The organism is Kitasatospora aureofaciens, assembly GCF_019192735.1.
Taxonomy (GTDB): Bacteria; Actinomycetota; Actinomycetes; order Streptomycetales; family Streptomycetaceae; genus Kitasatospora; species Kitasatospora aureofaciens_A.
On the sequence record NZ_JAHTKP010000006.1, the window covers coordinates 250168 to 275492 of the forward strand.

Below are 25325 nucleotides of genomic sequence, written 5' to 3' on the forward strand. Positions count from 1 at the left end.
CTATTCGCCGCTGTCCGGCGTGCGGCTAGGCCTTCTGACACTCCGTCAGGATCTCCTCGACGGTTTCGCGCGCCCGGTCCGCGTCCTCCTCGACCAGGCCGATCCTCGTCCGGCGGTGGAGCACGTCCGCCGCGTCCAGCGCGCCCTCATGGGTGACGGCGTAGGCGACCTCGGCCCGCGTCACGTCGATCCCCTCCACAACGGGGACCAGTTCGCCCGCCGCAACCACCTCCTGCGCCGCGCCCCCGTGCCGTGCCAGCAGCGAGCCGGGCACCCCGTCCGCCGGAAGCGGCCGGCTGTCCCGGTGCCCGGGGGCGCCGACCAGCGGCAGCCGGGCCGTCCAGCACGCCCGGGCCGGCAGGCCGCGCAGCCGGACGGCGGCGTCCACCGCGTCCTCGGCCATCCGCCGGTAGGTGGTGAGCTTGCCGCCGACCACGGTGACCACCCCGGACGGCGACTCCAGTACCGCGTGCTCGCGCGAGATGTCGGCGGTGCTGCCGCCCCCGGTGTCGATCAGCGGCCGCAGCCCGGCGTACGCGCCGCGCACGTCCGCCCTGGTCAGCGCGGTGCTCAGGGCGGCGTTGACGGTGTCGAGGAGGAAGGTGATCTCCCCGTCCGTCGGCACCGGCTCGTCCGGGATCGGGCCCGGCGCGTCCTCGTCGGTGAGTCCGATCGCCACCCGGCCGAGCTGCTGCGGCAGCGCGAAGACGAAGCGGCTGGTGGAGCCGGGCACGGGCACGGTGAGCGCGGCGGCCGGGTGCCCGAGTGCGGCGGCGTCCACCAGCACGTGGCTGCCGCGGCTGGGCCGCAACCGGATCGACGGGTCGACCTCGCCCGCCCACACGCCGGTGGCGTTGACGACGGCGCCCGCGGCGACCGTCAGCGACTCGCCGGTCAGCACGTCGGTCAGCCGGGCGGAGTCGCCGGTGACGTCCTCGGCCCGCACCCGGGTCAGCACCGTCGCACCGTACTGCGCGGCAGTCCGGGCCAGCGCCACCACCAGCCGTGCGTCGTCCACGAGTTGGCCGTCGTGCGCGACCAGCGCGCCGCGCAGCCCCGCCGTCCGGACGCCCGGCACCAGCCGACGGGTCCGCTCCGCGTCGATCCGGCGCACCCGGGGCAGCAGTGCGCCCGGCGTGCCGGCGCTCAGCCGCAGCGCGTCGCCCGCGTGGAAGCCCGCGCGGATCAGCGCGCCCTGCCCGGGGCGCAGCAATCCCGGGAGCAGCGGCACGAGTTGGGGCAGGGCGCGGACCAGGTGCGGGGCGGTCCGGGTCATCAGCACCCCGCGCTCGATGGCGCTCTCCCGGGCCACCCCGATCCGTCCGGAGGCGAGATAGCGCAGGCCGCCGTGCACCAGCTTGGAGCTCCAGCGGCTGGTGCCGAACGCGAGGTCGCGGGACTCGACGAGCACCGTGCGCAGCCCGCGCGCGGCGGCGTCCAGGGCCACCCCGGCGCCGGTGACGCCGCCGCCGATCACCAGCAGGTCGACATGCGGCCGACCGGCGAGCGCTTCGAGCTCCAACTGCCGTCTTGCCGCGTTGAGTTGACTCGATCCGGCGAAGGGTCCCGCTATCAGTCCGTAATTCGGTGCGGTCATGGCGCGAGGTATCCGTTCAGCGCTCTGGCCAGTTCGCGACGCCAGGCAGCCTCGGGCAACAGGGAGGCGACCATGCGGTGCGACTGGACGGTGGACTGGGCGATCAGCAGCACCATGGCGGCCAGTTCGACCGGCTCGCCGGCCCGGATCGAGCCGTGCGCCTGGCCCTGCTCGATGCCGGTGCGCAGCGCCTCCAGCAACCCGCGCTGGCTGGTGCCGAGCCGTTCGACGACGTACTCCAGGAGCAGGTCGGAGTCGGCGGAGTGCAGCAGCGCGCCGAGCACCGGGTGGTCGCGCAGCCGGACGGCGACCTCGACGACCCGCTCGACGACGGTCTCGCGGTCGCGGACGTCCAGCGCGACGCCGTCCAGGGTGGCCAGGATCTCCCGGGTGAGCAGCGCCCCGATCACCGCCTTCACGTCCGGCCAGCGCCGGTAGACGGTCGGCCGGCTCACCCCGGCGCGGCGCGCGATCTCCGCCAACTGCGTGCGGCGCACGCCGAGATGGACGATCAGCTCGGCGGCGGCGTCGAGGATCGCGTCATCGGTGCTGCGCGGCGTCTGCATGGCCGAGGACTCGGCGTTACTACTTGACATGATGTGTGAAACTGTAACGCATGGCACCTGAGACGCAAGCGGGACCGGCCGGCGCCGCGCTGCCGCTCCCCCCGATGAAGTGGGACGCCTGGGGCGACCCGGCCCTCGCCAAGGAGCTGTCCGCGGAGATCAAGGGACTGCTCGCCGCCGCCCTCGGCGTCACCGGCGACGCCGCACCCGGCCCCACCGCCGACGAGGTCGTGCTCCGCCCCTCCCGGCTGAGCGACGCCGACCTGAAGGCGCTCGCCGCCGCCGTCGGCGAGGCGCACGTCAGCGCCGCCGACGCCGACCGCCTCCCCCGCGCCGGCGGCAAGTCCACCCCCGACCTGCTGCGCCGCCGCAGCCGCGAACCGCAGGACGCGCCCGACGCCGTCGTCCTGCCCGGCAGCGAGGACGAGATCGCCGCCGTCCTCGCGCTCTGCGCAGAACGCCGCATCGCCGTCGTGCCGTTCGGCGGCGGCACCAGCGTGGTCGGCGGCCTCGACCCCGAGCGCGGCGGGCTCACCGCCGTCATCTCGCTCGACCTGTGCCGCCTCGACCAGCTGCTCGACCTCGACGAGACCTCCGGCGAGGCCCTCCTCGGCGCCGGCCTCACCGGCCCGGCGGCGGAGGCGCTGCTCGCCGACCGCGGCTACGAACTCGGCCACTATCCGCAGAGCTTCCGCTACGCCACCATCGGCGGCTTCGCGGCCACCCGCTCCTCGGGCCAGGACTCGGCCGGCCACGGCCGCTTCGACGAGATGGTGCGCGGCCTGCGCGTCGTCACCCCCGTCGGCGTGCTCGACCTCGGCCGCGCCCCGGCCTCCGCCGCCGGGCCCGACCTGCGCGAGCTCTTCCTCGGCTCCGAGGGCACCCTCGGCGTGATCACCGCCGTCCGGGTCCGCGTCCACGAGCTGCCCGCCGAGAAGGCCTACGAGGCCTGGAGCTTCCCCGACTTCGCCACCGGCAGCGCCGCGCTGCGCGCCGTCGAACAGCAGGGCACCGGCCCGACCGTCATCCGCCTCTCCGACGAGGCCGAGACCATGGTCAACCTGGCCATGACCGAGCAGATCGGCGGCGCCCCCGCCGTCAGCGGCTGCCTCGGCGTCACCGTCTTCGAAGGCACCGCCGCGCAGGTCTCCGCCCGCCACCGGCTCACCCGCGAGGTGCTCCTCGCCGCCGGCGGCACCTCGCTCGGCGAGACGCCGGCCCGGGCCTGGGAGCACGGCCGGTTCAGCGCCCCCTACCTGCGGGACTCGCTGATCCGCGCCGGTGCGCTCTGCGAGACCCTGGAGACGGCGACGAGTTGGAGCCGGCTGCCGCATCTTCGGGTCGCCGTCACCGAGGCGCTCACCACCGCCCTGCCCGGCGCCCTCGTCCTCTGCCACATCTCGCACGTCTACCCGACCGGCGCCTCGCTCTACTTCACCGTCGTCGCCGCCCTCGGCGAGGACCCGCTCACCCGGTGGGCCGCTGCCAAGCACGCGGCGTGCGACGCCATCCTCGCCGCCGGCGGCACCATCACCCACCACCACGCCGTCGGCGCCGACCACCGGCCCTGGATGACCGACGAGATCGGCGAGCTGGGCGTGCGCATCCTGCGCGCCGTCAAGGCCGAACTCGACCCGGCGGGCATCCTCAACCCGGGCAAGCTGATCCCGTGAGCAAGCGGAGCGAGCTCACCATCGAGAGGTGCGCGTGCCGCGAAGCGCCTGCCGAGCGAAGCGAGGCGGGCGCATGAGCGGGGGCCCGAGAATCCGCCGGGTTGCTCTACTCAGCAACCCGGCGGCGGGCGCCGGCCATGCCGCACCCGCCGCCCACCGGGCCGTCGCCCGCCTGCGCGCCCTCGGCGTCGACGTCGACCTGCGCGAGGGCCGCGACCCCGAGGACGCCGTCCGCCTCGCCCGCGAGGCCGTCGCGGACGGCGTCGACGCGGTGGTCGTCGTCGGCGGCGACGGCATGATCAACCTCGCCCTCCAGGCCGTCGCCGGCACCGCCGTCCCGCTCGGCGTCATCCCCGCCGGCACCGGCAACGACCACGCCCGCGAGTACGGCCTCCCCCGCGACACCCCCGAAGCCGCCGCCGACGTCATCGCCGCCGGGCGGACGAGGACGGTCGACCTCGGCCGGATCACCGCCCCCGACGGCACCACCCGCTGGTTCGGCTCCGTCCTCGCCACCGGCTTCGACTCCCTGGTCAGCGACCGCGCCAACCGCCTGCGCTGGCCCCGCGGCCGGATGCGCTACAACCTCGCCATCCTCGCCGAGTTCGCCAACCTCCGCCCCCTCCCCTTCCGCATCACCCTCGCCGACGGCACCGTCATCGAACGCGACCTCACCCTCGCCGCCGTCGGCAACACCCGCAGCTACGGCGGCGGCATGCTCATCTGCCCCGGCGCACTCCCCGACGACGGCCTGCTCGACCTCACCGTCGTGGCCGCCATGCCCCGGCTGCGCATCGCCCGCTTCTTCCCGACGATCTTCAAGGGCACGCACATCCAGCACCCCGAGGTCGAGACCCACCGCACACCGTCGCTGCGCATCGACTCCCCCGGCATCACGTCCTACGCCGACGGCGAGTTCATCGCTCCCCTGCCCATCGACGTGTCGGTGGACCGGGGCGCCCTGCGGTTGCTCGTCCCGTAGCGCGCGCCGGCCGGGTCACCCCGGCCGGTTGCCCGCATCAGAGTTGCCTGCACCAGAGGTGCCTGCACCAGAGGTGCGCCCGGATCTGCTCGGCACCGTCGTCGTCGCCGAGCAGTTCGGCCACCAGCGCGACGGCCCGTTCGGCCGCAGCCGGTGCCGGCTGCCAGGACGGGTCGGTCGGGATCACCGACAGCACGTCGTCGCTCATCGGTCAGCCCACCAGGCGCCTGCGCCAGGTCAGGGGGCGTATCTCGACGGCGTGCGACGGCTCGCCGTTCCACACCGCCGGGAGGCCGGCCTCCGTCAGGGCGGCCACCACCTCGTGGCCGACGGCGGTGGTCGTCAGCGGGGAGCCGTCGAAGCCGCCGTAGAGGAGGGAGAGGCCCCGGCCCTCGGCGGCGGACTCGGTGCACTGGGAGTGGAAGTAGACGAAGCCGCGCGCCTCGGGCTCGCCGGCCGCGCCGATCTCGGTCTCGCCGCAGGAGCGGCAGCAGGTGAAGTGCTCCCGGGCGGTGATGCCCGCCTCCTCCAGGGCGGCAAACGCGCGGGCGAGCCGCTCCGGGTCGGTCTCGCCCACCCAGGCGGTCTGCTCGCCGACCCGCTCCAGCCACAGGCGGTCGGCCAGCTGCTCGGCCTGCTCGCGCGAGACGGGACGGCGGTCCGCGGAGACCAGGTACTCCTCGGCCTCTTCGGCGAGTTCGGCCCGGGTGGTGTAGCCGCAGGCCAGGGTGAGGCGCAGGCGCTCCTCCAGCGTGCGCCGCTCGTCCGCAGGCAGGTCGAGCGGCGGGACTGGTTCGGGTGCCGGCCCCATGTCGAGCGCCTTCCAGTCCAGCCCGTCACTCCAGCCGGGCTCGCGCCGCGCCCAGCCGACCATGGCGGCGATCACCGCGTCCGGCCCGTCGAGCTTGACCTCGAAGTGCCGGTCGGCGGCCCCGTCCCGGTACTCCAGGGAGTAGTCACCGCCGTCGGCGTGCCAGACCTGGATGTAGATGTCGGGCAGGTCGGGTATCCGCTGCACGACCAGGAAGCGGTCGTCCGGCGCCCCGATCCGCCGGACCAGCCCAGCCAGATCCTCCGCGTGCACCCAGGGGCGCCGCGTCCCGTCGTTGTCCTGCACCATGATCGCCAGCATGGGGCACACGATGGCACACCCCACTGACAACAGCCGTCACAGCGTCACTCGGCCCGGTACGCGCCCGGCTCAGTCCCGGGGCAGCTCGGGGCGGATGCGGAACACCACGTTGTGGCGCAGCAGGCCCTCAGGGGCGGCGAGGTCCTCGAAGTCTGCGGTCGGGTCGTAGGTCATGCCGGGCAACCCCAATTCACACGACAGCGGCCCGGCGCGAGTCGACCGGGTCATACCCTGCCGGGAATTGTCGGCCCGCGCACCGCCTCGCAGGATGAGGAGCATTCCACATCACCGCAAGGAGAGCACCATGACCACTGCACAGCAACTCGCCGACCGTTATGCCGCGTTGTGGATGGAGGCCGACCCGGGACGGCGACGGAAGGCCATCGAGGAACTGTGGGGCGAGGATGCCGTGCACGTGCTGCACCCGCCCGTGGAGATTCGCGAGGTCGCCGCGCGAGTGGGGTTCGACGAGAGCACGCTCGAAGCGCGCGGGTACCACGCGCTGGAGGTCCGGGTCAGCCGCGCCCACGAGGAGTTCGTGGCGCCCGGGGAGTTCACCTTTCGGGCCCGGCAGGATGCGGTGCGGCTGAAGAACGTCGTGAAGTTCACCTGGGAGATGGTGCCCACCTCCGGGGGCGAACCCGTCGGCGGCGGGCTGGAGTTCGTCGTGCTCGGCATCGACGGACGGATCACCGCGGACCACCAGTTCCCCGGGCTCTGAGCAGCACCTCCGCCGTCTCGGCATCGGCCGGCAGGAACGCCTCCAGTTTCAGCTCGGCGAGCGTGACGTCGACGGCGGTGGCGAAGGTGGTCACCGTCGTCATCAGGTGCAGCTCGCCGAGCGCCGTACGCAGGTGCAGTGGTACGGCGAAGCCCAAGTGGTGCTCGGACACCTCCACTTCGGGCACGTACGAGCACAACTCCTCGTGCAGCTCGCCGAGATGCCCTGTCCGCTCCAGGATGTGCCGCGCCCACGCCGCAAAGTTGAGGATGCGCGGCGCGAGGCCGTCCGGGTGGAGGGCAAGCCGGTACGCGTTGGTGCCCGGGCCGACGAGGCTCGGGTCGGCGCCCTCCGTGATCAGCTCCAGCGCGTCGTTCGCCGCGATCACGCCCCCGCGCCGGTCCACCACGAGGGCGGGGTACGGGAGATGGCCGGCCAGGATGTGGTCGATCGCCGCCCGGACGGGGGCCAGCGCCGGCCCGTCGAGCGGCGTCTCGGGGTAGACGGGGGCGTAACCGGCCGCCAGCAGCAGCTCGTTGCGCTCCCGCAACGACAGGTCGAGCGATTCGGCGAGCCGGACGACCATGCCCCGCCCGGGGGCGGAGCGGCCGGACTCGATGAAGCTCAGGTGGCGCTGGGTCGTGCCGGCGCGGGTGGCGAGGTCGAGCTGGCTGAGGCGGCGGCCGGTCCGGCGCTCGCGTAGTGCCTGGGGGAAGTCCACACCACCAGTTCTAACCCTGCGGCATCTCTCCCGCCATTCCCCGACGGGAATTGAGACCGTTCACCGGAACGAACAGGATCGACGGCATGGACATCGGCGTCTTCCTCCCTACCGGCCAGGCCCAGTGGGCGCCCGCCGGCGACCCTCGCGACCTGATCGGATTCGCCCGCCGGGCCGAGGAGTTGGGCTTCTCCTCGCTCTTCGTCAACGACTCCCTCCTCAGCCCACGGATCGAACCGCTCACCATGCTGGCCGCAGTCGCCCCGGTGACGGACCGCATCCGCCTGGGCACCGGCGCGCTGCTGCCGGTCCTGCGCCGCCCGGTGCAGGCCGCGCAGGCGCTGGCCTCGGTGGACCTGCTCTCCGGCGGCCGGCTGACGGTCGCGGTGGGCGCCGGCTTCCCGGGGCGCTTCGGGAAGCCCCTGCACGAACTGTCCCAGGTGCCGTGGGAGCGCCGGTTCGCCCGGCTGGACGAGACGGTCGCCCTCTGGCGGGCGCTCTGGGCCGGGGCGACGGCCTTCCACGGCGAGTTCCACTCCTTCGACGCCATCCCGCCCGCCACCGCGCCCTTCCAGCCCGGCGGGCCGCCGATCTGGCTCGGCGGCGCGACCCCGGCGGCACTGGCCCGCACCGGGCGGCACTACGACGGCTGGCTGCCGTACCCGCCCGATCCGGCCGACTACGCCAGCGGCCTCGAAGCCGTCCGGGCCACGGCACAGCAGGCCGGACGCGACCCGGAGGCCCTCACCCCCGCCCTCTTCGTCAATGTCCGCATCGACCGCGACGTCGAGAGTGCCCGCCGGGTCATGGACGCCTACACACTGGCCAACTACGGCCTGCCGCTGGACGAGGCGGAGCAGATCCAGGCCTTCGCCCTCGGCACGCCCGAGGACGTCACCGCCACCCTCCACCGCTACACCGCAGCCGGCGCCCGACACGTCGTAGCCCGCTTGGGGGCTCTCGAACTAACCGACCAGCGCGAGCAGTTGGAGCTCCTCGCGGCCCTCACACTCCCCGTGTCGCCTTGATCCGCCCGGCGTCGATCGCCGCGAGCAGCTCCGCATGGTCGAGCACCGTCCGGTCCGCGTACTGCATCGCGAAGTCGGCGATCGCCTCGGCGAACGTGTCGGCCGTCCCGAGGTACCCCGCGATGGCGAGCCGGTCGCCGGTGCGGGCGTGGGCGCGGGCCAGGGTGCGTCCGCACAGCTCGGCGTAGGCGCGCAGGCTGGACGGCGTCATGTCGGCGACCTCCACCGAGCCCTTCATGTCGCGCAGCTGCCGCCCGTAGAAGTGGCGGCCCGCCGGGCCGGTGGTCCAGCCGAGGAAGATGTCGCTGGCGGCCTGCATCAGGTGCTGGCCGGTGACGACGCGCCGGCCGCCGTGGTGGGCGGCGACCTCGGCGTCCACCCGGGTGGCCGGGAGGTGGTCCTCCAGGACGGACCGGCCGGCCTCCTTGAGCTGCAGGAAGAGCGGGTCGCGTCCGTCCCGGCCCTCCAGCAGGACGATGTGGCAGCGGGTGCCGACGCTGCCGACGCCGACCACCTTCGTCGCCGCGTCGACGAACCGGTAGCGGTCGAGGAGCACCCGGCGGTCCTCGGCGAGGGTGGCCCGGTAGTCGCTGAACACCTTGCCGATACCGCGCAGTTCGGTCTTCGTCAGCGGTTCGATCAGCGGCGGTTCGCTGATGATCCGGCGCTGCCCGTCCCGTTCCTCGGTGAGCTTGCCGAAGGCCTGCAGGCTGGTGCGGCGGCGAGCGCCGGCGAGGTCGGCCTCGACGCGCTTGCGCTGCTTGGGCTTGCGCACCAGCGGGAGCAGTTCGTCGGGGTCGATCCGGGCGTACCAGACGTCGAGTTCGCCCATCCCGGCCAGCCGGCGCAGCGCGGTGGCGTAGCCGTGGGCGGCGGCGAGCGCGGCGCGGCGGGCGCGGTCGTCGTCGTGCCCGTTGTCGCGGGCGGCGACGGCGACGCTGGCGGCGAGGCGTTTGACGTCCCACTCGAAGGGTCCGGGGTAGGTCTCGTCGAAGTCGTTGACGTCGAAGAGCAGGGCGCGCTCCGGCGAGGCGTACACGCCGAAGTTCAACAGGTGGGCGTCTCCGCAGAGTTGGACGGTGAGGCCGGTGTCGGGACCGGCCGCGAGATCGGCGGCCATGACGGCCGCGGCGCCGCGCAGGAAGGTGAAGGGGGTGTCGGCCATCCGGCCGTAGCGGATCGGCAGCAGCCGGGCGACCCGGTCCTCGCCCTGCCGTTCCAGCACCGCGACCGGGTCGGGCCGGTCGGCGGCGGGGATCCACCGCCCGTGGGCGGAGCGGGAGACGCGCTCACGGGCGGCCCGGCCGCGCCGGCGGCGTTCGGCGAGGGTGGTCATACGCGCCTCCTCGGTCGGACGGGAACCTACTGACGAAGGACACCTTCTGGCGACGCTGGGCCACCGGCGCCGGAGGACGCACCGGCGCGCCCTCCGGCACTCCGCCGAACGGATGATCCCCCCTCCCGCGGGACATCACTCCACGACGAAGTCCGCCATCATCGCCATGTCCTCGTGCTCCAGGTTGTGGCAGTGCAGCATGTACGTCCCCGCGTAGTCGGTGAACCGCACCAGCACCTCCACCACCTCCGCCGGCCGCAGGTCGACGGTGTCCTTCCACCCCGCGTCGTACGGGCCGGGGGCCCTGCCGTCGCGCGTCAGCACCTGGAACTGGTTGAGGTGCACGTGGACCGGGTGGTGCAGGTCGCTGGAGAAGCGCCAGAGCTCGGTCCTGCCGAGCGCGGGCCGGGCGATGTCGTGGCCGGGCTCGTACGGCCGCCCGTTGATGGTCCAGCCGTCGCCGCGGCTGCGCCGGAAGGCGAACTGGCGGGTGGTGACGGCGGCGTCGGGGTCGAGGCGCTCGATGGTGGACAGTTCCTCGGGCACCGTGGCGTCGTCGGTGACCCGGCGGGAGGAGACGTCGAAGCGCATCACCTCGGCCGTCCGGTCGCTGCCGAAGCGGTTCAGCAGGCGGACCGAGGTGCCCGGCTCGTAGCGGGAGAAGTCGACGACGACGTCGAAGCGTTCGGCGGGGGCGATCTCCAGCGCGTCGTGGGTGACGGGGGCCTCCAGCAGGCCGCCGTCGGAGCCGATCTGGACGAGGGCGTCGCCGCCGGAGGGCTGGGGGTCGAGTTCGAGGCGGTAGGCGCGGGCGTTGGAGGCGTTGAGCAGGCGCAGCCGGTAGCGGGCCCAGTCGACGTCGAGGCGGGGCCAGGGGGCGCCGTTGACGAGGATGACGTCGCCGAGGACGCCGTTCGCGTAGTCGTCGGTGACGCCGGGCGCGGCGAGGGTGGGGTCGGTGGCGGGGTAGCGGAAGGAGCCGTCGGCGGCGAAGGACCTGTCGGCGAGCATCAGCGGGAGGTCCCGGTCGCCGTACGGGAGCGGCAGGGCGGCCTCCTCGTCGTCGTGGACGAGGTGGAAGCCGGCCAGGCCGCGCCAGACGCCGGGGCCGGTGAAGCCCATCCGGTGGTCGTGGTACCAGAGAGTGGCGGCGCGCTGGCGGCCCGGGTAGGTGTGGGTGCGCTCGCCGGTGACGGACCTCCCGGCCGCGCGGTGGGCCATGCCGGGCATCCCGGGCATGCCGGCCATGTCCCCGCCGCCGGTCGACCCCACCGGCAGCAGCAGGTCCACCGGGTACCCGTCGCTGTCGGCCGGGGTGTGGCCGCCGTGCAGGTGCACCACGGTCGGCACCGGCAGCAGGTTGCGGTGCTTGACCACCGCCGCCCGCCCCGAGCGGGCGACCACCGTCGGCCCGGGATAGCTCCCGCCGTACGTCCAGGCCTCGGTCCTGACGCCCGGAAGGATCTCCAACTTCGCGACCTGCTCGACGATTTCGTAGTAGTCGGCGGTCTCGTCGCTGCTGTACGGCTCGAGCACCGGCGGCACCGGCAGCGGCACCTGGAACGCCGGCGGCAGGTCGAGCTCGCTGCTCAGCAACCGGCCGGGGCGGCCCTCGGCGAGCAGCCGGGCGGCCGAGGGGACTGCGACAGCGGCCAGCGCGCCCGCGCCGAACACGGAGGCGCCGAGGCCGAGAAACCGGCGGCGGTTCACTGGGCCACCTCCACGGGCCTGCCCGGCCGGGGCAGCCGCCCGGCACTGTCCGGTCCGGCCTCGGTGTCCGCCCGGACGGGCAGCGGCACCCGCCAGGTGTCGACCAGCCCGAACAGGACGCCGCTGACCAGCAGCACCCCGAGCATGACGTGCAGGCCGAGCGCCCGCGCGTAGCCGGCGCCGATCTGGCCGGTGGCCGCGACCGCCAGCACGGCCGTGGTCCACAGCGGCCAGAGCGGGCCGCGCCCGGGCCACCGGACCAGGACGGCCGCCGCGAGCTGGAGCAGGACGACGGCGGCCAGGATCGTCGCGTTGTCCGCGTGCTCCTTGAGGGACTCGTACGTGCCGTTGAGGAAGCTCGCGGCCAGCAGGGTCTGGAGCAGGGCCACGACGGCCAGCGTGGTCGCGGTGCTGCGCAGCAGGATCAGCGGCCACCGGGGCGCGGGGGCCGTGGGAGGACTGCTCATGTCGGGCTACTTTCTGCTCGGCGGGTCGGGATGGGCGGGCGTGAGCGTAGCTGATCTGACGTCACAATCGGTTTAAATGAGGCGAGTTGGGGATAACGCGCATCCCTTTGCGCCCGTTCGGCCCTGGTGGCGTCACCCGCAGGAGCGACACGAGGCGGGTGACGGCCCCCGAATACCAGGGGCCGTCACCCGGCTCCACTACTGCCGTCCGCCGCCACCGGGCGGCTTCGCAGCAGCGCCCGCGCGGGCAGACCGGTCGCGCCGAGGCAGAGCAGCACGGCTCCGGCGGCCAGCGGCAGCGCCAGGCCCGGCGGGACGTACGGCGAGGTGCCCGCGACGCCCCTGGCGATCGGGACGAGGGCGATCCAGGCGATCACCCCGCCGACCGCCAGGCCGCGGGGTGATCGCGGAGGCCAGCCGGCGGGCGTTGGCGCGGGTGTTGTCGACGGTCAGCGAGCCGGGCGCGCCGCCGGCCCGCAGCGGGGCGCCGAGCACGGCGGCGGCCAGCCGGGCCACCCATGGGCCGAGCAGGGCGACGGCCATCATGAAGCACATGACCACGCCGAGCACGGTGTTGGCGGCCTTCATCCCGTCCAGGGCGGCGGGGGAACTTCAGCGCCGCCATCCCCCACGCCGCCAACATCGAGGAACTGTTCGCCTACCTCCAGGCCGACGGCATCGAGGTCAAGCGCCGCAGCCTGCCCTCCGACGACCTGGCGGGCTACTCCGCCGCCTGCCCCGGCGTTTTGAAGAAAAACGGACAGCCGAACTACATCCCCGGCAGCAAGATCGCCCCCGACTTGTCCTTTCCCCAGCTGAAGGCACTCCTCGAAGAAGACCAGCCCGAGGAGCACCCCACCGCCCGCCGCAACCGGCCCGGCACCCCCGTGGACACGCGCCACCGATGCCCTCGGCGCTCTCCACACCAACCTCGCCGACAGCGACCCGAGCGGCGACGGTGACGGCGCTCTCGCGCAGGCCCAGATCACCGCGCTGGGCGAACTGATCGAGGCCACCTCCCAGACCGTGCCCGCCGAGCTGCGTGCCGAACTACGAGCCACCACCAAGACGTTCGCCCGCGCCCAGCGCTCGCAGATCCGCGCCGAACACCGCTCCGCAGCCGGCCTGCGCCACGCCGCCCGCGACATCATCCACGCCGCAGACGGCAAGGACGGCAGCACCCTCGCAGTCCTGCTCGCCACCCTCGTCTGGGCAGCGATCCTCGCCGGACGCTGGCACCAGACCCGAGGCCACCAGCAGGCCGAAGCCGCCCGCCAGGCCGTCAAACACCTGCAGACCGCCTACGACAACGCCGCAGCACCGCAACTCGCCGCCCTCGCCCACCGCCAGCCCAAGGAAGAAGTCCGCAACACCCTCGCGAACGACGTCCGCTCCGCCGTGCCCGAGCCTGCCGACAGGATCCTCACCGACCCCAACTGGCCCGCCCTGGCAACCGTCCTCGCCGACGCCGAAGCCGGCGGCCACCAGCCTCACCGCCTTCTCGCCGACGCCGCCGCCCGGCGTGAACTGACCACCGCCCGCCTACCCGCCAAGGTCCTCATCAGCCGCATCCAGCACACCAGCCGCAACCCCGCACCCAACCGCACCGCCGAAGCCGCCCGCCGCCGCACCCCGGCCAGCCCGTCATCCGAGCCGTCCCCCACCCCGACGAGCTCAACCCGAGCGGCATCACCATCACCTGCGACCAATGCGGAGCCCGCCGCGACTGGCTGCTCCTGAACGTCCGCGCCCAAGTCTTCATACACTGCCGATGCGCCCACGAGTGGCACGAACCCGACCTCACCCGAGCCGACTTCGACCAGCACTTCACCGAGCCCTACCAGGAGTGGGACAACTTCGACGACGCCATGACCAGCCTCGCCTTCGACGGCCTTCTCGCGGGGGCCTACTGGTAGCCCGCATGGTCCGCTGCTGCCGTCTGCATCAGAGCCGCTCCAGGCGCTGGCGCAGACGCGGACGTGGATCACCACCACGCCAAATCACCGACCTCACCCTGGCCGCGCCGGTAGGCTTTCTGCATGGTGACTGCTGATTCAAAGGTGTCCCTCACCGGTATCAAGCCCACTGGAGAGCCGCATCTCGGCAACTTCATCGGAGCCATCAAGCCGGCGCTGGAGCTGGCTGACGGAGCCGAGTCGATCTACTTCATCGCGGACTACCACGCGCTGACGTCGGTGCGCGATCCGGAGTTGCTCGGTCGATGGACCCGGTCGGTCGCGGCCACCTGGCTAGCGGCAGGGCTCGATCCGGAGCACACGATCTTCTACCGCCAGTCGGACGTGCCGGAGATCTTCGAACTGCACTGGATTCTCTCGTGCTTCAGCGCCAAGGGCCTGATGAACCGAGCCCACGCATACAAGGCCGCGCGGGACCGGAACCGTGAGGCCGGCGTGGAGGACCTGGACTCCGGGGTCAACATGGGCCTGTTCAACTACCCGGTCCTGATGGCAGTTGACATCCTGATCATGGAGGCCGACCTCGTCCCGGTCGGCAAGGACCAGCTGCAGCACGTCGAGTACGCGGCCGACATCGCTGGAGCCTTCAACGCCGTATACGGCGACAGCTTCCGGCTGAAGATCCCCAAGGCCGTTGTCCCCACCGAGGACAGCGGTCGCACGCTGCCGGGGACCGATGGGCGGAAGATGAGCAAGTCGTACGGCAACACGATCCCGCTGTTCGCTCCCGAGGCGGAGATCCGAAAGATCGTTCGCCGGATTCCCACCGACAGCACCCCGGCGGAGGCGCCGAAGGATCCCGACGCCTCCCCGGTGTTCCAGTTGCTCACCCACTTCGCCAGCCCCGAGAAGACGGCCGAGGTCCGTGCACGGCTGGAGGCCGGCGGCATGGGCTGGGGTGATCTCAAGAACGAGCTCTTCGTTGTTCTGAACGAGCGCTTGGGCCCGCTGCGGGAGCGTTACGACGCGCTGATGCAGCCGGGAAGTGAGCTTGAGGAGCTGCTGGCCATCGGCGCGGCCAAGGCCCGCAAGCGGGCTCAGCCTGTGCTTGAGCAGGTGCGCAAAGCCATCGGAATCGGCTGATCTGACTGCTGGTCAGATTCTCGCGGCGACCGCCTGAGCCACCTGGTCGGCTGCATGCCAGGCAGTGGTCCACTTGCCTGGCAGGCAGACGATCAGGTTGGCCACCTGGCCCCAACCGGGCGGAGGGCTGCTGAGGTCGACCACAAGGGCCGACGGGTCAGGTTGGACGCCCGCCGGCTCGGCAACCTGCCCCCACCTGAGACGGAGCTTCTCGGCCGGGAGTGCCGGCCAGCGTTCGGCGAGCGAGGCCGCGAGACGGTAGTGCTCCTTGCTCTCGTCTATGGGATCCGCGGGGCGGCCGGGCAGAGCTACGTGGAGCCCGTTCGGCTGCGGGCTGAGCGCGAGCATGTCGCCGTCGAGCCAGTAGGTGAGCGGGTGCTGCTGGTTCGATCCTTCCAACACCCCGTACGGCAGGCGGTTGATGGTGAGCGGGTGTTGGATGCCGAGCAGGTCGAGCAGATGGACCGTGCGGTGCCCTGCGGCGAGGACCAGAGTGCCGGGCCGGTAGTACCCGAGGGACGGTCCCCACAGGATGACCTCGTTGCCGGACAGCACGGGAGCGCACGACTCGGGCGGAGCAAAGGGGACACCCAGGTTCGCCGCATGTGCCTGGGTCCTGGCGCGCAGGGCCGTCACGTCCACCGAGATGTCGGGAAGGGCAAAGGCTGTCTCCGGGGCGGGCCACGGGCGAACTCCGACGCTGTCCAGCTCACGAGTGGACAACGGACGTACGGGGATATCGAAGTTCGACCACGCCTGCGTGTACCGCTCGACCTCGGTGTGGCTGGAGAACAGCGCCAGACCGTGCGAGCGCGAGACCTCCGAGCCGAGCAGGCCGAACCACCGAGTCCGGTGCTGCCAGCAGGCGGCGGCCACCTCAGGGAGCACGGGGGCGTAGACGGCGCCGGAGTGGAGCTGGCCGAAGTTCTGCTGTGAGGCCCCGATCGCACTGTCGCCGTGGCAGCGCAGGCGGTGGCCGTCCTCGGCCAGCCGCACCGCCGCGGTGAGGCCGGCGAAGCCTGTGCCGAGGACCACGGTCTCAGGGGCGGTGCGCAAGGTCTTCCTCCAGGTGATCGGGGGCGGGCGGGCTGCCCGCGATGACGGTTCGGGCGGGTGGCATGTGCAGGCGCCTCTCGAACGGGCGAAGTAGCTGCTCGGGAGCGCCGTGGTGGTCGACGCGGCCCCGGATGTGGTTCGGTAGGAGAGCCAGGCGCTCACGGCTGGCCTGGCGGTGCGCGGTGGGGCTGTCCCTACCGGTGGTTCGCGAGGCGATCAGGGCGCCGACGGCGCTGGGAAGGCCGGCGAGACCGCGCGGGGACGGTCGGTACGGGACGCTGCCGCGGACGACCCACAGAGTTCGCCGGGCCGGTTGGATGCTGACGGCGCGCAGTGCTCCGGCCGCCGCCTCATAGGAACAGATCCCGCCGCTGGTCGCGCCGCCGTCTGATGGGCTGGCCGCCTGGTCGACAGCAACCAGCTGCGGCAGGAGAACCAGGTCGATGCAGTCCAACCGCGAGTAGATGAGAGCCTGTTCGCGTTTGGCCACTCCGTAGGGGGTCTGCAGGCCGCGCGGTGCCAGCGCGGCCGTGGTACTGGCGGCGAGGACCCTCACCGCGAGTCCCTCGGCAGCGAGCATCTGGCACGTCCGGACGATGAACCGGGTTGCGGCAGCGATCGAATGGCGCATGGCGGTGACGCTGCCCCGGTCGAGCAGGAGGTCCGCGATCACCACCTCCTCCTGGCCATCGAGCAGCGTGCGAAGCGCTTCCTGCACGTGCGGCCACCGGGCGGTCTCGGTGAGGTCGGCGCGTACCCAGTCCGCATACCGCTCTGCGGGCTCGCTGGGCCGGGCGCGGGAGATGCCGATGACGCGGCAGCCCTGCGCACGAACCTTCGGGAGGAGGTGCCGGCCGAGTCGGCCGGCACCTCCGAGCACGATGTACGCCGGTTCGGCAGTCACCGGCCGCACTCTCGCCAGATCTTGGCGTAGGTGGTGAACGTCTCGGCGAACCGCTGCTTGCTCAGCGTCCAGCCGGCGGGCTCCTGTCGCCTGCGCTGGTACGTCGCGCGGGCGTGGTCGATCTCCACCATGGTCCACCCGCTGCTCAGCTCGATCGCCGAGAGCAGAGGCCGTTGGCCGGCCTCGTCGTCGGCGAGGATGCGTCCGGCGATCTCGTCGTCGGGCATCCCCAGGTGGATGCCCGAGGCGGGGATGCTCTTCGACATCTTGGGGTAGCCGCCGAGCCCCTCCAGGACCCTGAAGTACAGCGCGCCGAGGTCCAACTGCCAGCCCAGACTGAGGTCGCCGGCTTCACGCTGCCGCTGGAGGACGAGGCGGGAGAGCTCGGTGAAGTAGCTCTCTTCCAGTCCGGAGAGCATCAGCACCCGTGCGGCGCCCTGCTCGGCCGGGCCGAGGATGTCGGCCACGGTGTAGAGCGCGTCAATGGTGAGGCCGACCTCGCTGCCAAGCAGGCCGTGGTCCTGGTAGAGGTCGACCAGGTCCTCGTGGTGGTCAAGGAAGTCCTGGCGGCTGAGGAAGCGGGCGATGCGCCCGCAGCGCACGAGGTTGGCCTGGTCGATGTGCGAACGCAGTTGCACCGGGGCGATCCCGGCCTGGGAGTCGAGGCCGATCACCCGCATGAAGGCGAGCATCTGGTCGCGGACGTCGGTGAGCTGGCTCCACGACACATTCCGGGAGTTCCAGGCGCCCAGCTCGGAGACGATGACGGTCATCGGCACTCGGAGGTAGCGCTGCACCTCGATGACCCCGAGCATCACGGACAGCGTGCCTGCCGTAGGGGCGTTGGTGGGGCCGAAGCCGGTGACGACCGCCAGCGGCCGGTCGGCGTCGAGCGGGAGGACGTCCTGGAGTTGGTCGTGGTGGGTGAACCGGCGAGTCAGCGGGCCGAGCGACTTGGCGACCCAGTCCTCGGTGACAGGCAGGGGCTGAGGAGTCATCGGATTCCCTTCGAGGTGGCGGTGCGAAGGCGGGAGAGGAGGCGCTGAGCCCGGCCGTCGAGACGGGCCTCGCGAACCAGCTGCAGGGCGTCGTCCTCGCTGACCCCCAGGTGTGCGGTGGCGAGGATGGCTGCGGCGTTGCGCTCGACGAGGTCGGTGGCGGCCGGGTCACCGTCGGGGCGGAGCGATTCGACCAGGGCCGCAGCGTTCGAGGCGTGATCGGCGCGATGGCGCACCGCTCGCTGCCACGGGCCGGCCGCGCCATCCTGGTGGTGCTTCAGGAGCTGCACGCCGCCGTGCCGCAGCACAGCGCTGGTGCTGGTCCCGAAGGACGCGAGCTCGTCGATCCGCTGGCCCGGTCCGATCCAGGTCGTGACGACTCGACCACGGGCGATGTCGGGGCGTGCGGCGTGGATCCCGAGTGCGGCAGTTTCCACGTCGTCGTGGGCGAGTCCGTGCAGGAAGGCATCGGCCGAGACGACCAGGGTCGCCGCCGGCATGAAGAAGCTCATCGGGCTGAGAAAGTCGAACCGGCCGTCGTAGCGGGCCGCGTAACGCGGACAGAAGGAGGCGTAGTTGACGAAGGCGATGCCGTACGTGGCGACGAACTCCGGGATTCGGCTGGGCTCGGTCAGTGTCGGGATGCCGAGCGCCGCCAGGACGTCGGACGAGCCGGAGACGGCCGAGACCGACGACGAGGTGCCCTTCACGACGTTCACCCCGCTGGCGGTGGCCAGCAGGGCAGCGGCCGTCGACACATTGAAGGTCTTGAACGTCTCCTTGCCGCTGCCCGAGACGACCACCGTGCGGTCCGGGACCGGCACCGGGCTGGCCAGGAACGCCGCGAGCGTCTCATCGAACGCGACGACCTCCGCCCAGACGCTCGCGAGAAGCTCCGGCCGGAGGCCGTCACTGTTGAGCAGCCGACGCGCACAGGAGCGCCAACAGTCGTCGGCGTCGTCTCCGCCACCGTGAAGGGCCTCGGCGAACTGCTGCATGTCGACGGAGTACAAGCCATCAGCAGCACCCGGGGAGGGGGAGACCCTACGGATCTGCCGGGGCACCAGAGCACCTGACTGAATCTCAGAGCGTGATGTGGGACGGAACATGGTGCATCCTCCAGTTCGTTCGTACCGGTGGGCGCTGTTGCCAGGAACATCACAGCGGACATAGCGTGATCGCCGTATCACTCCGAGTTGCCAAGGTTGCTCGCCGTCCCGTTCAGCGGGTTTTCAACATCCGCTTACACACGCGATCGACGGCCTCGCCCCTACGCTCGGGATCGTGCTGACGAACAGTGAGCTGGTGGCGGACTTGAGCAAGGACCGATCGGGCTGGCGCCCTGAGAAGTTGCGAGAGATGCGAGAAGCCCACGGCCTCACGCTGGAGGCAGCCGGCGAGCGGCTCCGCGACACAGCCCGCCGCGCGGGGCTCTCGGCCCCGGCCGCCAACTTCCAGACCCTGTGGCAACACGAGCAGGGCGAGGTCTATCCGGGCCCTCACTACCGCCGCGCCTACTGCCTGCTGTACCAGGCGACCGAGCCCGAGCTGGGCTTCCGAAAGGCTCTGCCCGGCGAGGAAGTTGAACACCAGCTCACCGAGTTTCGCGATCACGTGGACACCACCCGCGTGCAAGCCGTGGTGAAGGCACTGCAGCAGCTTCTGCCTGAGCCGACCGCTGAGCGCCCCCAGGGCGTCCACCAGCGGATACTGGACGCCTGGCGCCGACGGCACACCGGCGGTGACCCGAACAGACCCTCCCTCGTCCTGGTCGGCGGCTACGCCGGAAGCGGGAAGTCGGAGTTCGCCAAGTTCATCTCCCAGCTGACCGGCTGGCCACTGCTGGACAAGGACCCGCTCACCCGACCGCTGGTGGAGCGACTGCTCAGCGAACTCGGCTGCGACCCCAACGACCGCCACTCCGAGACCTACCGCACCCAGGTACGGCCGCTGGAGTACCAGTGCCTCATGGAGTCGATCCTCGTCAACGTCGAGTGCGGCATCTCCACGGTGGCCACCGCGCCGTTCATCAGTGAGATGACCGACCCCGCATGGATGCGGCGACTGACCAACCGATGCGCCGCCTACCAGGTCGACGTCACCCCGATCTGGCTCACCTGCGACGAGGACTCGATGCGCGAGTACATCGCCTTCCGCTCCGCCGCCCGCGACGCCTGGAAACTCAGCAACTGGGGCCAGTACCTCGAAGGGCTCGACCTCGGCCTGCGCCCGTCAGTCCCGCACCTCGTCGTGGACAACCGCTACGGCTCCGCCATCGCGCTCGCCGACCAAGCCCGATTCGCCCTGGGGGTGGCACACGCATGAAGACCGGGATCATCCTGTACGGACCACCCGCCAGCGGCAAGGACACCGTCACGGCAGCCCTCGTCGAGCAGGACCCGCAACTCGTCCAGTTCGCCAGGCTCAAGATCGGCGAAGGCCGCAGCCAGGGCTACCGGATGGGCACCATCGAGCAGTTCCACCAGCTCGAAGCCGCCGGAGACGTCATCTACCGCAACGACCGCTACAACAGCATCTACCTGGTCGACCGCCCCGGCCTCGATGCCGTGTTCGCCGCCGGTCACACACCGATCGTGCACCTGGGCCAGATCGCCGGCATCAACGCCCTCGTGGCGGGCTACCCAGCAGCCTGGCTCACCGTCCACCTGGACTGCCCACGCGAGGTGACCGAGCAGCGCTCCGTACTGCGCGGCGACACGGACACCCTGGCCCGGCTGGCGGCCTGGGACGCCACCGCAGCCGATCTCCAGGCCAATCCGGACGTCGAGTGGGCCCTGCACCTGCAAACCGAGCAGCAGCCGGCGGTGGAGTCAGCCCAAGCCATCATCAAGACGCTGGGTCAAGTCGGCTAACGCGAGCGGTGAAGCCGAGCCAGGGCCTCCGCCAGACCCAGCTCGGCATCTCGCTCGCCCTCCCACCTGGCGAGCGCCTCGGCAGCTCCGCGCATCGGCTCACCCGGCAGCCCGCACTCCTCCAGCAACTCGGCCGCCTCGATCAACTCGGGCGCCCAACGCCACGCTCGAGCAGCGGTCTTGGCGATGTACCCGGTCTCCAGCAGATAGCTCCCTGAACGGCCAGCGGCCACCTCCAGAAGCTCGTCCTCGACGCCGTGATCGGCAGCCAGCGCGTACGACAGTGCCGCGAGCACCCGCGATGCCTTCTGGTAGCTCGTGTAGGCGAGTTTGAGGGCGCTGGCCTGGCCAAGCTCGGTGCCAAGCACCCGTGCCTGAACGTCCGTGCCGGCGAACAGCTTCACCACCTGGTCGGCCGCGTCCCTTGGCCCGGACAGGAACAGCCGCGGCCGCTTCCCGCCACGCGGAGGCGAGCCGATCACTGAGCCATCCACCACCGTGGCATCGGCCAGCGCCGCCGCGATCCTGGCCACCCGCTCGGGAGTGATGGCGTTGGCCTCGACGAACACGCCATCCTTGAAGCCGTGAGCCGCAACCTCGTTGGCCACGGACTCGGCAGCGGCCGGCGGGCAGAGCGACAGCAGGATCTGGCTTCGCCTCACCAGCTCCCCGAGGCTGGAGACCTCGGTCAGCCCGGCCTCAGCCGCCCGCTGCCGAGTAGCCACACCACGGCCCGCTGGACACCACAGCACCATCGCCCCGGTGTCACGGACCTGGGCTGCGACCGCCGCCCCCATGCTGCCGGGGTGAAGAATCCCCACCACGGCCTGACTGCTGGTCATGCACGAGCCCCTTCCAGGCCGAGCAGCAGATCGATGGCCCCCGCCGCGTCGGAAACGACGTGATCGGCCTCAACGCCGTCGCTGCCGTCCGACACCCAGATCGTCCGCAGGCCGGCGGCCCGGCCACCAACGACATCGTTCTGCGCGCTGTCACCGACCATCCAGCCACCCCACAGGCCATCGGCCCCCATCAGGCGGGCCGCCTCGCGGAAGATACCCACCTCGGGCTTACGGATCCCGACCTCCTCCGAGATACAGACAGCGTCGACCCGCACGTCGATTCCCGTCCGCGCGAGCTTCGCGCGTTGGATATCGCCAGCACCGTTGGTCACCACGACGACTGACCACCCGGCCGAACGAAGTCGTTCAAGCCCGGACAGCACAGCTGGGGTACAGGTCACGGCATCGGCCATTCCGCCGCAGTACCGCTGCCACAGTTCCTCGACTGGAGCTGAGACGGCGAACCGCTCCCGCAGCCTCTCGAAGTCGCTGCGGTAAGCACGCTCATACATCACCTTCAGCAGCCACTGCTCAACGTCCTCAGCGAAGCCAAGATCAGAGCAGAAGCTGCGGATGCACGTCCGGAAGCCCAGAGTGCGATCAGCGAGAGTGTCGTCCAGGTCGAAGAATGCCAGTCGCTGCACACCGAGACTCTACTGCTGGGCTGGGGAGTTCGAACTGCGTCTCGGTGACACAGCAAAGTCATATAGTCGCGGAATGCGAGTCACCGACATCACCATGCCGTCCGGCATCGCCACCCGCCCGCGCGACGGCCGTGGGTACCCCGTTCCAGCGATCACACCCTGGGAAGGCGGAGCCCCGCAGTTCGCCGAAACCAGCATGCGCCGGGTGTTCCTCTGCGTCGAGGAGCGTCGATGCACGGTCTGCGGCCGAGAGATGTCCCCTGGGCCGGTTTGGAGGGTCGTCGACGGCGATGAAGCGGGGATGATCGATGCCGTCCTTGGCATAGGTAAGGAGTTCCTCAACCCGGCCCCAACCGGTGAGGCTCCGGGCCACCGCACATGCATGATCTACGCGGCCATGGTCTGTCCGTTCCTGAGTAGCCCGGAGGGCCGCAGAGGCCAAGCCTCGAACATGTACGGGGCCAACCTACCCAAGGGCGATGCCCGAGGTGCCGGAGGCGCGATCGTTGCTTACCAGGACTACGAGTTCAAGCAGACCCCTGCCGGGCCTGGAGTCGTCTATGGCAAGCCCATCGAGATCATCACCTACGACCGGGCCGAAGATCTGCAGGACGAGCTCGCTGCCGCCCTCAGCAACGACGAGACGGTTACGGGGAAGAGCCCGGCCTGGCTCGGGGAAGACGAGCAGCTACTGGAGTCCGCCTTCCGTCAGGCCATGCTCAGCCCGGTGGAGAGGCAAGCGCTGGCGGCACAGAAGCGGGCGGCGCAGAGCAAGAAGCGGCAGCAGAAGCAGGCAAGGGCATCGCGCAAGAAGAACCGGTAGCCGACACTACCCAGGAGTCTGTGAGCCTTCCTTGAGCGACCTTGCAGCCAGCAGCTCAGGGCGAAAGTACAGCAGCAAAGTACAGCAACCAGGCCGTCCGGCAGTGACCGCTAGCACCCCTGACACCGCCTCTGACCTGACCATATGGGGGCCGGGTCCCCTTCCCTGCTCAGCCGGGCGATGCCTATCGTCCGGGTATGCACACGGGCTCGGGAAGGAGGCCCTCAATGTCTGTCTACGTCGGTATCGACGTGCACCGCAAAAGGTCCCAGATCGCCGTGATCGACAAGGACGGCGCGGTGCGGGTCAACCGCAACGTCCCCAACGGCGTGGAGACGGTCCTCGGGGTGATCGGGGACCTGCCGATCGGCACCCCGGTCGCGTTCGAGGCCGCCTACGGCTGGGGCCGGCTGGTCGAACTCCTGGAGGACTACGGCTACGAGTCCCACCTGGTCCACCCGCTGCGGTGCAAGGCGATCGCCTCGGCCAGGCTGAAGAACGACAAGGTCGACACCGCGATCCTGGGCCAGTTGCTGCGGGCCGATCTCCTCCCGGAGGCATGGATCGCCCCACTGGACGTACGCCAGCAACGCGCCCTGCTCCGCCACCGCTTCCAGCTGGTGCGGTTGCGCACACTCCTGCGCAACCGGGTCCACGCGGTCCTGGCCGACCTCGGCCAGGACCGGCCCGGCGGCTGTTTCACCGGTCCCGGCCGCAACTGGCTCGCGTCATTGGAACTCCCGGACGCCTCCCGTCGCGTGGTGGACGACCTGTTGCAGGTCATGGACGCACTGCAGGTCCCGATCGACGCCCTGGACAAGCAGCTCGCCGCGCACGCCCGGGGCGATCCGCGGGTGAAGGGCCTCATGGAGCTGCCCGGCGTCGGCACGCTCACCGCGCTCGTGATCCTCGCCGAGGTCGGCGACGTCACCCGGTTCCCCTCCGCGCGCAAGCTCGCCGCCTGGGCCGGCCTGACCCCCACCGTCCGGGCCTCGGACCTCACCGTCCACCAGGGGCACATCTCCAAGCAGGGCTCCGCCTGGCTGCGGTGGATCCTGTGTGAGGCCGCCCAGCCCGCCAAGGCGGCGTGCCATGGTGGGCCTTCCCTCGGGGATCGTCGCTGGTCGTCGACGAGTTCCACGCCAGGAAGTCGGAGGCGCGCGAACTATGGAGGCCGCTGGCGGACTTGGGGTGGGGTCATCCCCACCGTCCGCTCACACCCGGTCGGCCGGCACCCCCGCGTAGGCGGCGCGCAGCTCGGCGAGGACGGGATGGGCGGGGTCGAAGCGGACGTCGTCGATCGCTGCCACCGGGCGGACGCCGACCCCCGCGTTCACCGCGAACGCGGCCTCGAAGCGCCCCACCCCGGCGGCGCCCACCGGCTCGCGGCCCTGGGGCCCGCCGTAGGCGCCGGCGAGCAGCGCGGCGGTGACGCCCGGCAGGCTCGGGCCTTCCGGCCAGACCAGGCGTCGGCCGTCGAAGAAGCCGATGTTCCAGGTCGCGCCCTCGGTCACCCGCCCCACCCGGTCCACGAGCAACGCGTCGTCGTAGCCGTCCAGTTGGGCACTCCGACGGTGGCAGATCAGGCCGAACAGCCCGACGTGCTTCACCTCGGGCAGCTCCCGGACGTACGCCACCGTCCGCACCCGCAGCGGGCCGGGCGCGGTGGCCGGGGCCGGGCGGGTGGTGACGAGCACGCGCGGAACGGCCGGGCCGGACGGTCGCTCCAGGCCGAGCTCCGGGTCGTACACGGTCACCCGGACGATCGCCGTTCCGTTGTCCGGCAGCACCGCGCGGATCCGCTCGCGGACCCGCGCCGGGTCCAGCTCGGCGGCGAACAGCACCCGGCAGTCCCGGACCAGCCGTTCCAGGTGCAGCGCCAGGCCGCGGACCCGGCCCGCCTCGACGCGCAGGGTGGTGAAGTGCCCGTAGTTCAGCAGCCCCAGCGCCGCCACCCGCGCCGCGTCGGCGGGCTCGCCGTCGATCTCGATCTCAGCCATGGCGCGAGTCTGCCAGCCTGCCGCCAAGGGCTTCCCCAGAGGCGCACCGGTCCAGGAGCTCGCCGGCCTAGGGCGCGTATTCGGTCGTGATCAGTGGGTCCGGGTGAGGTCCTTGATCCAGATCATCGCGCCACGGAGGTGGAGGCCGGCGAGGTAGCTTTCCGGGGTCTTGTCATACCGGGTGGCGATGCCT

Annotated in this window: 24 protein-coding genes and 3 pseudogenes; 10 read left to right on the forward strand and 17 right to left on the reverse strand. The window is 71.6% G+C overall.

Features of this window, described 5'->3' with window-relative positions:
• Positions 1-25 precede the first annotated feature (25 nt).
• Together KV557_RS09630 and KV557_RS09635 are read right to left on the reverse strand one after the other, a co-directional pair.
• Positions 26-1597, reverse strand: a complete 1572-nt coding sequence (locus KV557_RS09630) for a glycerol-3-phosphate dehydrogenase/oxidase (RefSeq protein ID WP_218199349.1) — start codon at positions 1595-1597, stop codon at positions 26-28.
• A complete protein-coding gene (locus KV557_RS09635) occupies positions 1594-2193 on the reverse strand; it encodes a TetR/AcrR family transcriptional regulator (RefSeq protein ID WP_218199350.1) in 600 nt (199 codons plus the stop codon). Before KV557_RS09635 ends, KV557_RS09630 begins: the two co-directional genes overlap by 4 nt.
• A 20-nt stretch (positions 2194-2213) precedes the next feature.
• Between KV557_RS09635 and KV557_RS09640 the strand changes: the two genes are divergently transcribed.
• Together KV557_RS09640 and KV557_RS09645 are read left to right on the forward strand one after the other, a co-directional pair.
• On the forward strand, positions 2214-3836 hold the full coding sequence (locus tag KV557_RS09640) for an FAD-binding oxidoreductase (protein WP_374106609.1): 1623 nt from the start codon (positions 2214-2216) through the stop codon (positions 3834-3836).
• Positions 3837-3909: 73 nt separating this feature from the next.
• Positions 3910-4818 (forward strand): diacylglycerol kinase, encoded by a 909-nt coding sequence (locus KV557_RS09645; RefSeq protein ID WP_218199351.1) that lies wholly within the window; start codon positions 3910-3912, stop codon positions 4816-4818.
• Between the two features lie 37 nt (positions 4819-4855).
• Here KV557_RS09645 and KV557_RS09650 read toward each other — a convergent pair whose 3' ends face one another.
• On the reverse strand, positions 4856-5026 hold the full coding sequence (locus tag KV557_RS09650; protein WP_218199406.1) for a hypothetical protein: 171 nt from the start codon (positions 5024-5026) through the stop codon (positions 4856-4858).
• 3 nt (positions 5027-5029) lie between these two features.
• Positions 5030-5950: a DUF6891 domain-containing protein gene (locus KV557_RS09655; RefSeq protein ID WP_218199352.1), complete on the reverse strand. Its 921-nt coding sequence runs from the start codon at positions 5948-5950 to the stop codon at positions 5030-5032.
• Between the two features lie 304 nt (positions 5951-6254).
• Between KV557_RS09655 and KV557_RS09660 the strand changes: the two genes are divergently transcribed.
• Positions 6255-6671, forward strand: a complete 417-nt coding sequence (locus KV557_RS09660) for a hypothetical protein (RefSeq protein WP_218199353.1) — start codon at positions 6255-6257, stop codon at positions 6669-6671.
• Here KV557_RS09660 and KV557_RS09665 read toward each other — a convergent pair.
• Positions 6640-7392, reverse strand: a complete 753-nt coding sequence (locus KV557_RS09665) for a helix-turn-helix domain-containing protein (RefSeq protein ID WP_218199354.1) — start codon at positions 7390-7392, stop codon at positions 6640-6642. The two genes, KV557_RS09660 and KV557_RS09665, sit on opposite strands and share 32 nt — an antisense overlap.
• An 86-nt stretch (positions 7393-7478) precedes the next feature.
• Between KV557_RS09665 and KV557_RS09670 the strand changes: the two genes are divergently transcribed.
• The gene (locus tag KV557_RS09670; RefSeq protein WP_218199355.1) at positions 7479-8420 is read left to right on the forward strand and encodes an LLM class flavin-dependent oxidoreductase; all 942 of its coding nucleotides are present in this window, start codon (positions 7479-7481) and stop codon (positions 8418-8420) included.
• Here KV557_RS09670 and KV557_RS09675 read toward each other — a convergent pair.
• From KV557_RS09675 to KV557_RS42430, 5 genes and pseudogenes are all read right to left on the reverse strand, one after another.
• Positions 8398-9756 carry a DUF2252 domain-containing protein gene (locus KV557_RS09675; protein WP_218199356.1) on the reverse strand — a complete coding sequence of 453 codons (1359 nt, stop codon included), beginning with the start codon at positions 9754-9756 and terminating at the stop codon, positions 8398-8400. The two genes, KV557_RS09670 and KV557_RS09675, sit on opposite strands and share 23 nt — an antisense overlap.
• A 135-nt stretch (positions 9757-9891) precedes the next feature.
• Positions 9892-11466, reverse strand: a complete 1575-nt coding sequence (locus KV557_RS09680) for a multicopper oxidase family protein (protein WP_308129827.1) — start codon at positions 11464-11466, stop codon at positions 9892-9894.
• Positions 11463-11933, reverse strand: coding sequence for a hypothetical protein (locus KV557_RS09685; protein ID WP_218199357.1), 471 nt, complete (start codon positions 11931-11933; stop codon positions 11463-11465). The genes KV557_RS09680 and KV557_RS09685 overlap by 4 nt, the downstream gene beginning before the upstream one ends.
• 185 nt (positions 11934-12118) lie before the next feature.
• A complete protein-coding gene (locus KV557_RS09690) occupies positions 12119-12310 on the reverse strand; it encodes a hypothetical protein (protein WP_218199358.1) in 192 nt (63 codons plus the stop codon).
• Positions 12311-12329: 19 nt separating this feature from the next.
• A pseudogene (locus tag KV557_RS42430) lies at positions 12330-12533 on the reverse strand (hypothetical protein); the annotation flags it as partial.
• Here KV557_RS42430 and KV557_RS42435 point away from each other — a divergent pair.
• Positions 12509-13673: pseudogene (locus tag KV557_RS42435) on the forward strand (mobilization protein); the annotation flags it as partial. The pseudogenes KV557_RS42430 and KV557_RS42435 sit on opposite strands and share 25 nt — an antisense overlap.
• 299 nt (positions 13674-13972) lie before the next feature.
• The gene (locus KV557_RS09700) at positions 13973-14992 is read left to right on the forward strand and encodes a tryptophan--tRNA ligase (RefSeq protein WP_218199360.1); all 1020 of its coding nucleotides are present in this window, start codon (positions 13973-13975) and stop codon (positions 14990-14992) included.
• 12 nt (positions 14993-15004) lie between these two features.
• On the opposite strand, the gene KV557_RS09705 is transcribed toward KV557_RS09700, so the two are convergent.
• The 4 genes from KV557_RS09705 to KV557_RS09720 are packed head-to-tail and all read right to left on the reverse strand — an operon-like array spanning position 15005 to position 18948.
• Positions 15005-16048, reverse strand: coding sequence for an FAD-dependent oxidoreductase (locus tag KV557_RS09705; protein WP_218199361.1), 1044 nt, complete (start codon positions 16046-16048; stop codon positions 15005-15007).
• The gene (locus KV557_RS09710; protein ID WP_218199362.1) at positions 16032-16952 is read right to left on the reverse strand and encodes an NAD-dependent epimerase/dehydratase family protein; all 921 of its coding nucleotides are present in this window, start codon (positions 16950-16952) and stop codon (positions 16032-16034) included. The genes KV557_RS09705 and KV557_RS09710 overlap by 17 nt, the downstream gene beginning before the upstream one ends.
• Positions 16949-17950: a hypothetical protein gene (locus tag KV557_RS09715; protein ID WP_218199363.1), complete on the reverse strand. Its 1002-nt coding sequence runs from the start codon at positions 17948-17950 to the stop codon at positions 16949-16951. The genes KV557_RS09710 and KV557_RS09715 overlap by 4 nt, the downstream gene beginning before the upstream one ends.
• Entirely contained in the window at positions 17947-18948 is a 1002-nt protein-coding gene (locus tag KV557_RS09720; RefSeq protein WP_218199364.1) for a hypothetical protein, read from the reverse strand. Before KV557_RS09720 ends, KV557_RS09715 begins: the two co-directional genes overlap by 4 nt.
• 286 nt (positions 18949-19234) lie before the next feature.
• Between KV557_RS09720 and KV557_RS09725 the strand changes: the two genes are divergently transcribed.
• Positions 19235-20275, forward strand: a complete 1041-nt coding sequence (locus KV557_RS09725) for an AAA family ATPase (protein WP_374106610.1) — start codon at positions 19235-19237, stop codon at positions 20273-20275.
• On the forward strand, positions 20272-20823 hold the full coding sequence (locus tag KV557_RS09730) for a guanylate kinase (protein WP_218199365.1): 552 nt from the start codon (positions 20272-20274) through the stop codon (positions 20821-20823). Before KV557_RS09725 ends, KV557_RS09730 begins: the two co-directional genes overlap by 4 nt.
• On the opposite strand, the gene KV557_RS09735 is transcribed toward KV557_RS09730, so the two are convergent.
• Both KV557_RS09735 and KV557_RS09740 read right to left on the reverse strand, forming a co-directional pair.
• A complete protein-coding gene (locus KV557_RS09735; protein WP_218199366.1) occupies positions 20820-21665 on the reverse strand; it encodes a DUF1932 domain-containing protein in 846 nt (281 codons plus the stop codon). The two genes, KV557_RS09730 and KV557_RS09735, sit on opposite strands and share 4 nt — an antisense overlap.
• Positions 21662-22309, reverse strand: a complete 648-nt coding sequence (locus KV557_RS09740; RefSeq protein ID WP_218199367.1) for an HAD family hydrolase — start codon at positions 22307-22309, stop codon at positions 21662-21664. Before KV557_RS09740 ends, KV557_RS09735 begins: the two co-directional genes overlap by 4 nt.
• 73 nt (positions 22310-22382) lie before the next feature.
• Here KV557_RS09740 and KV557_RS09745 point away from each other — a divergent pair, with 73 nt between their 5' ends.
• Positions 22383-23132 carry a hypothetical protein gene (locus KV557_RS09745; protein ID WP_218199368.1) on the forward strand — a complete coding sequence of 250 codons (750 nt, stop codon included), beginning with the start codon at positions 22383-22385 and terminating at the stop codon, positions 23130-23132.
• A gap of 227 nt (positions 23133-23359) precedes the next feature.
• Positions 23360-24202 (forward strand): annotated as a pseudogene (locus KV557_RS44835) (IS110 family transposase); the annotation flags it as partial.
• A gap of 144 nt (positions 24203-24346) precedes the next feature.
• Here the strand turns inward: KV557_RS44835 and KV557_RS09755 are convergent.
• The gene (locus tag KV557_RS09755) at positions 24347-25132 is read right to left on the reverse strand and encodes an aminotransferase class IV family protein (protein ID WP_218199369.1); all 786 of its coding nucleotides are present in this window, start codon (positions 25130-25132) and stop codon (positions 24347-24349) included.
• Positions 25133-25325: the final 193 nt, after the last annotated feature.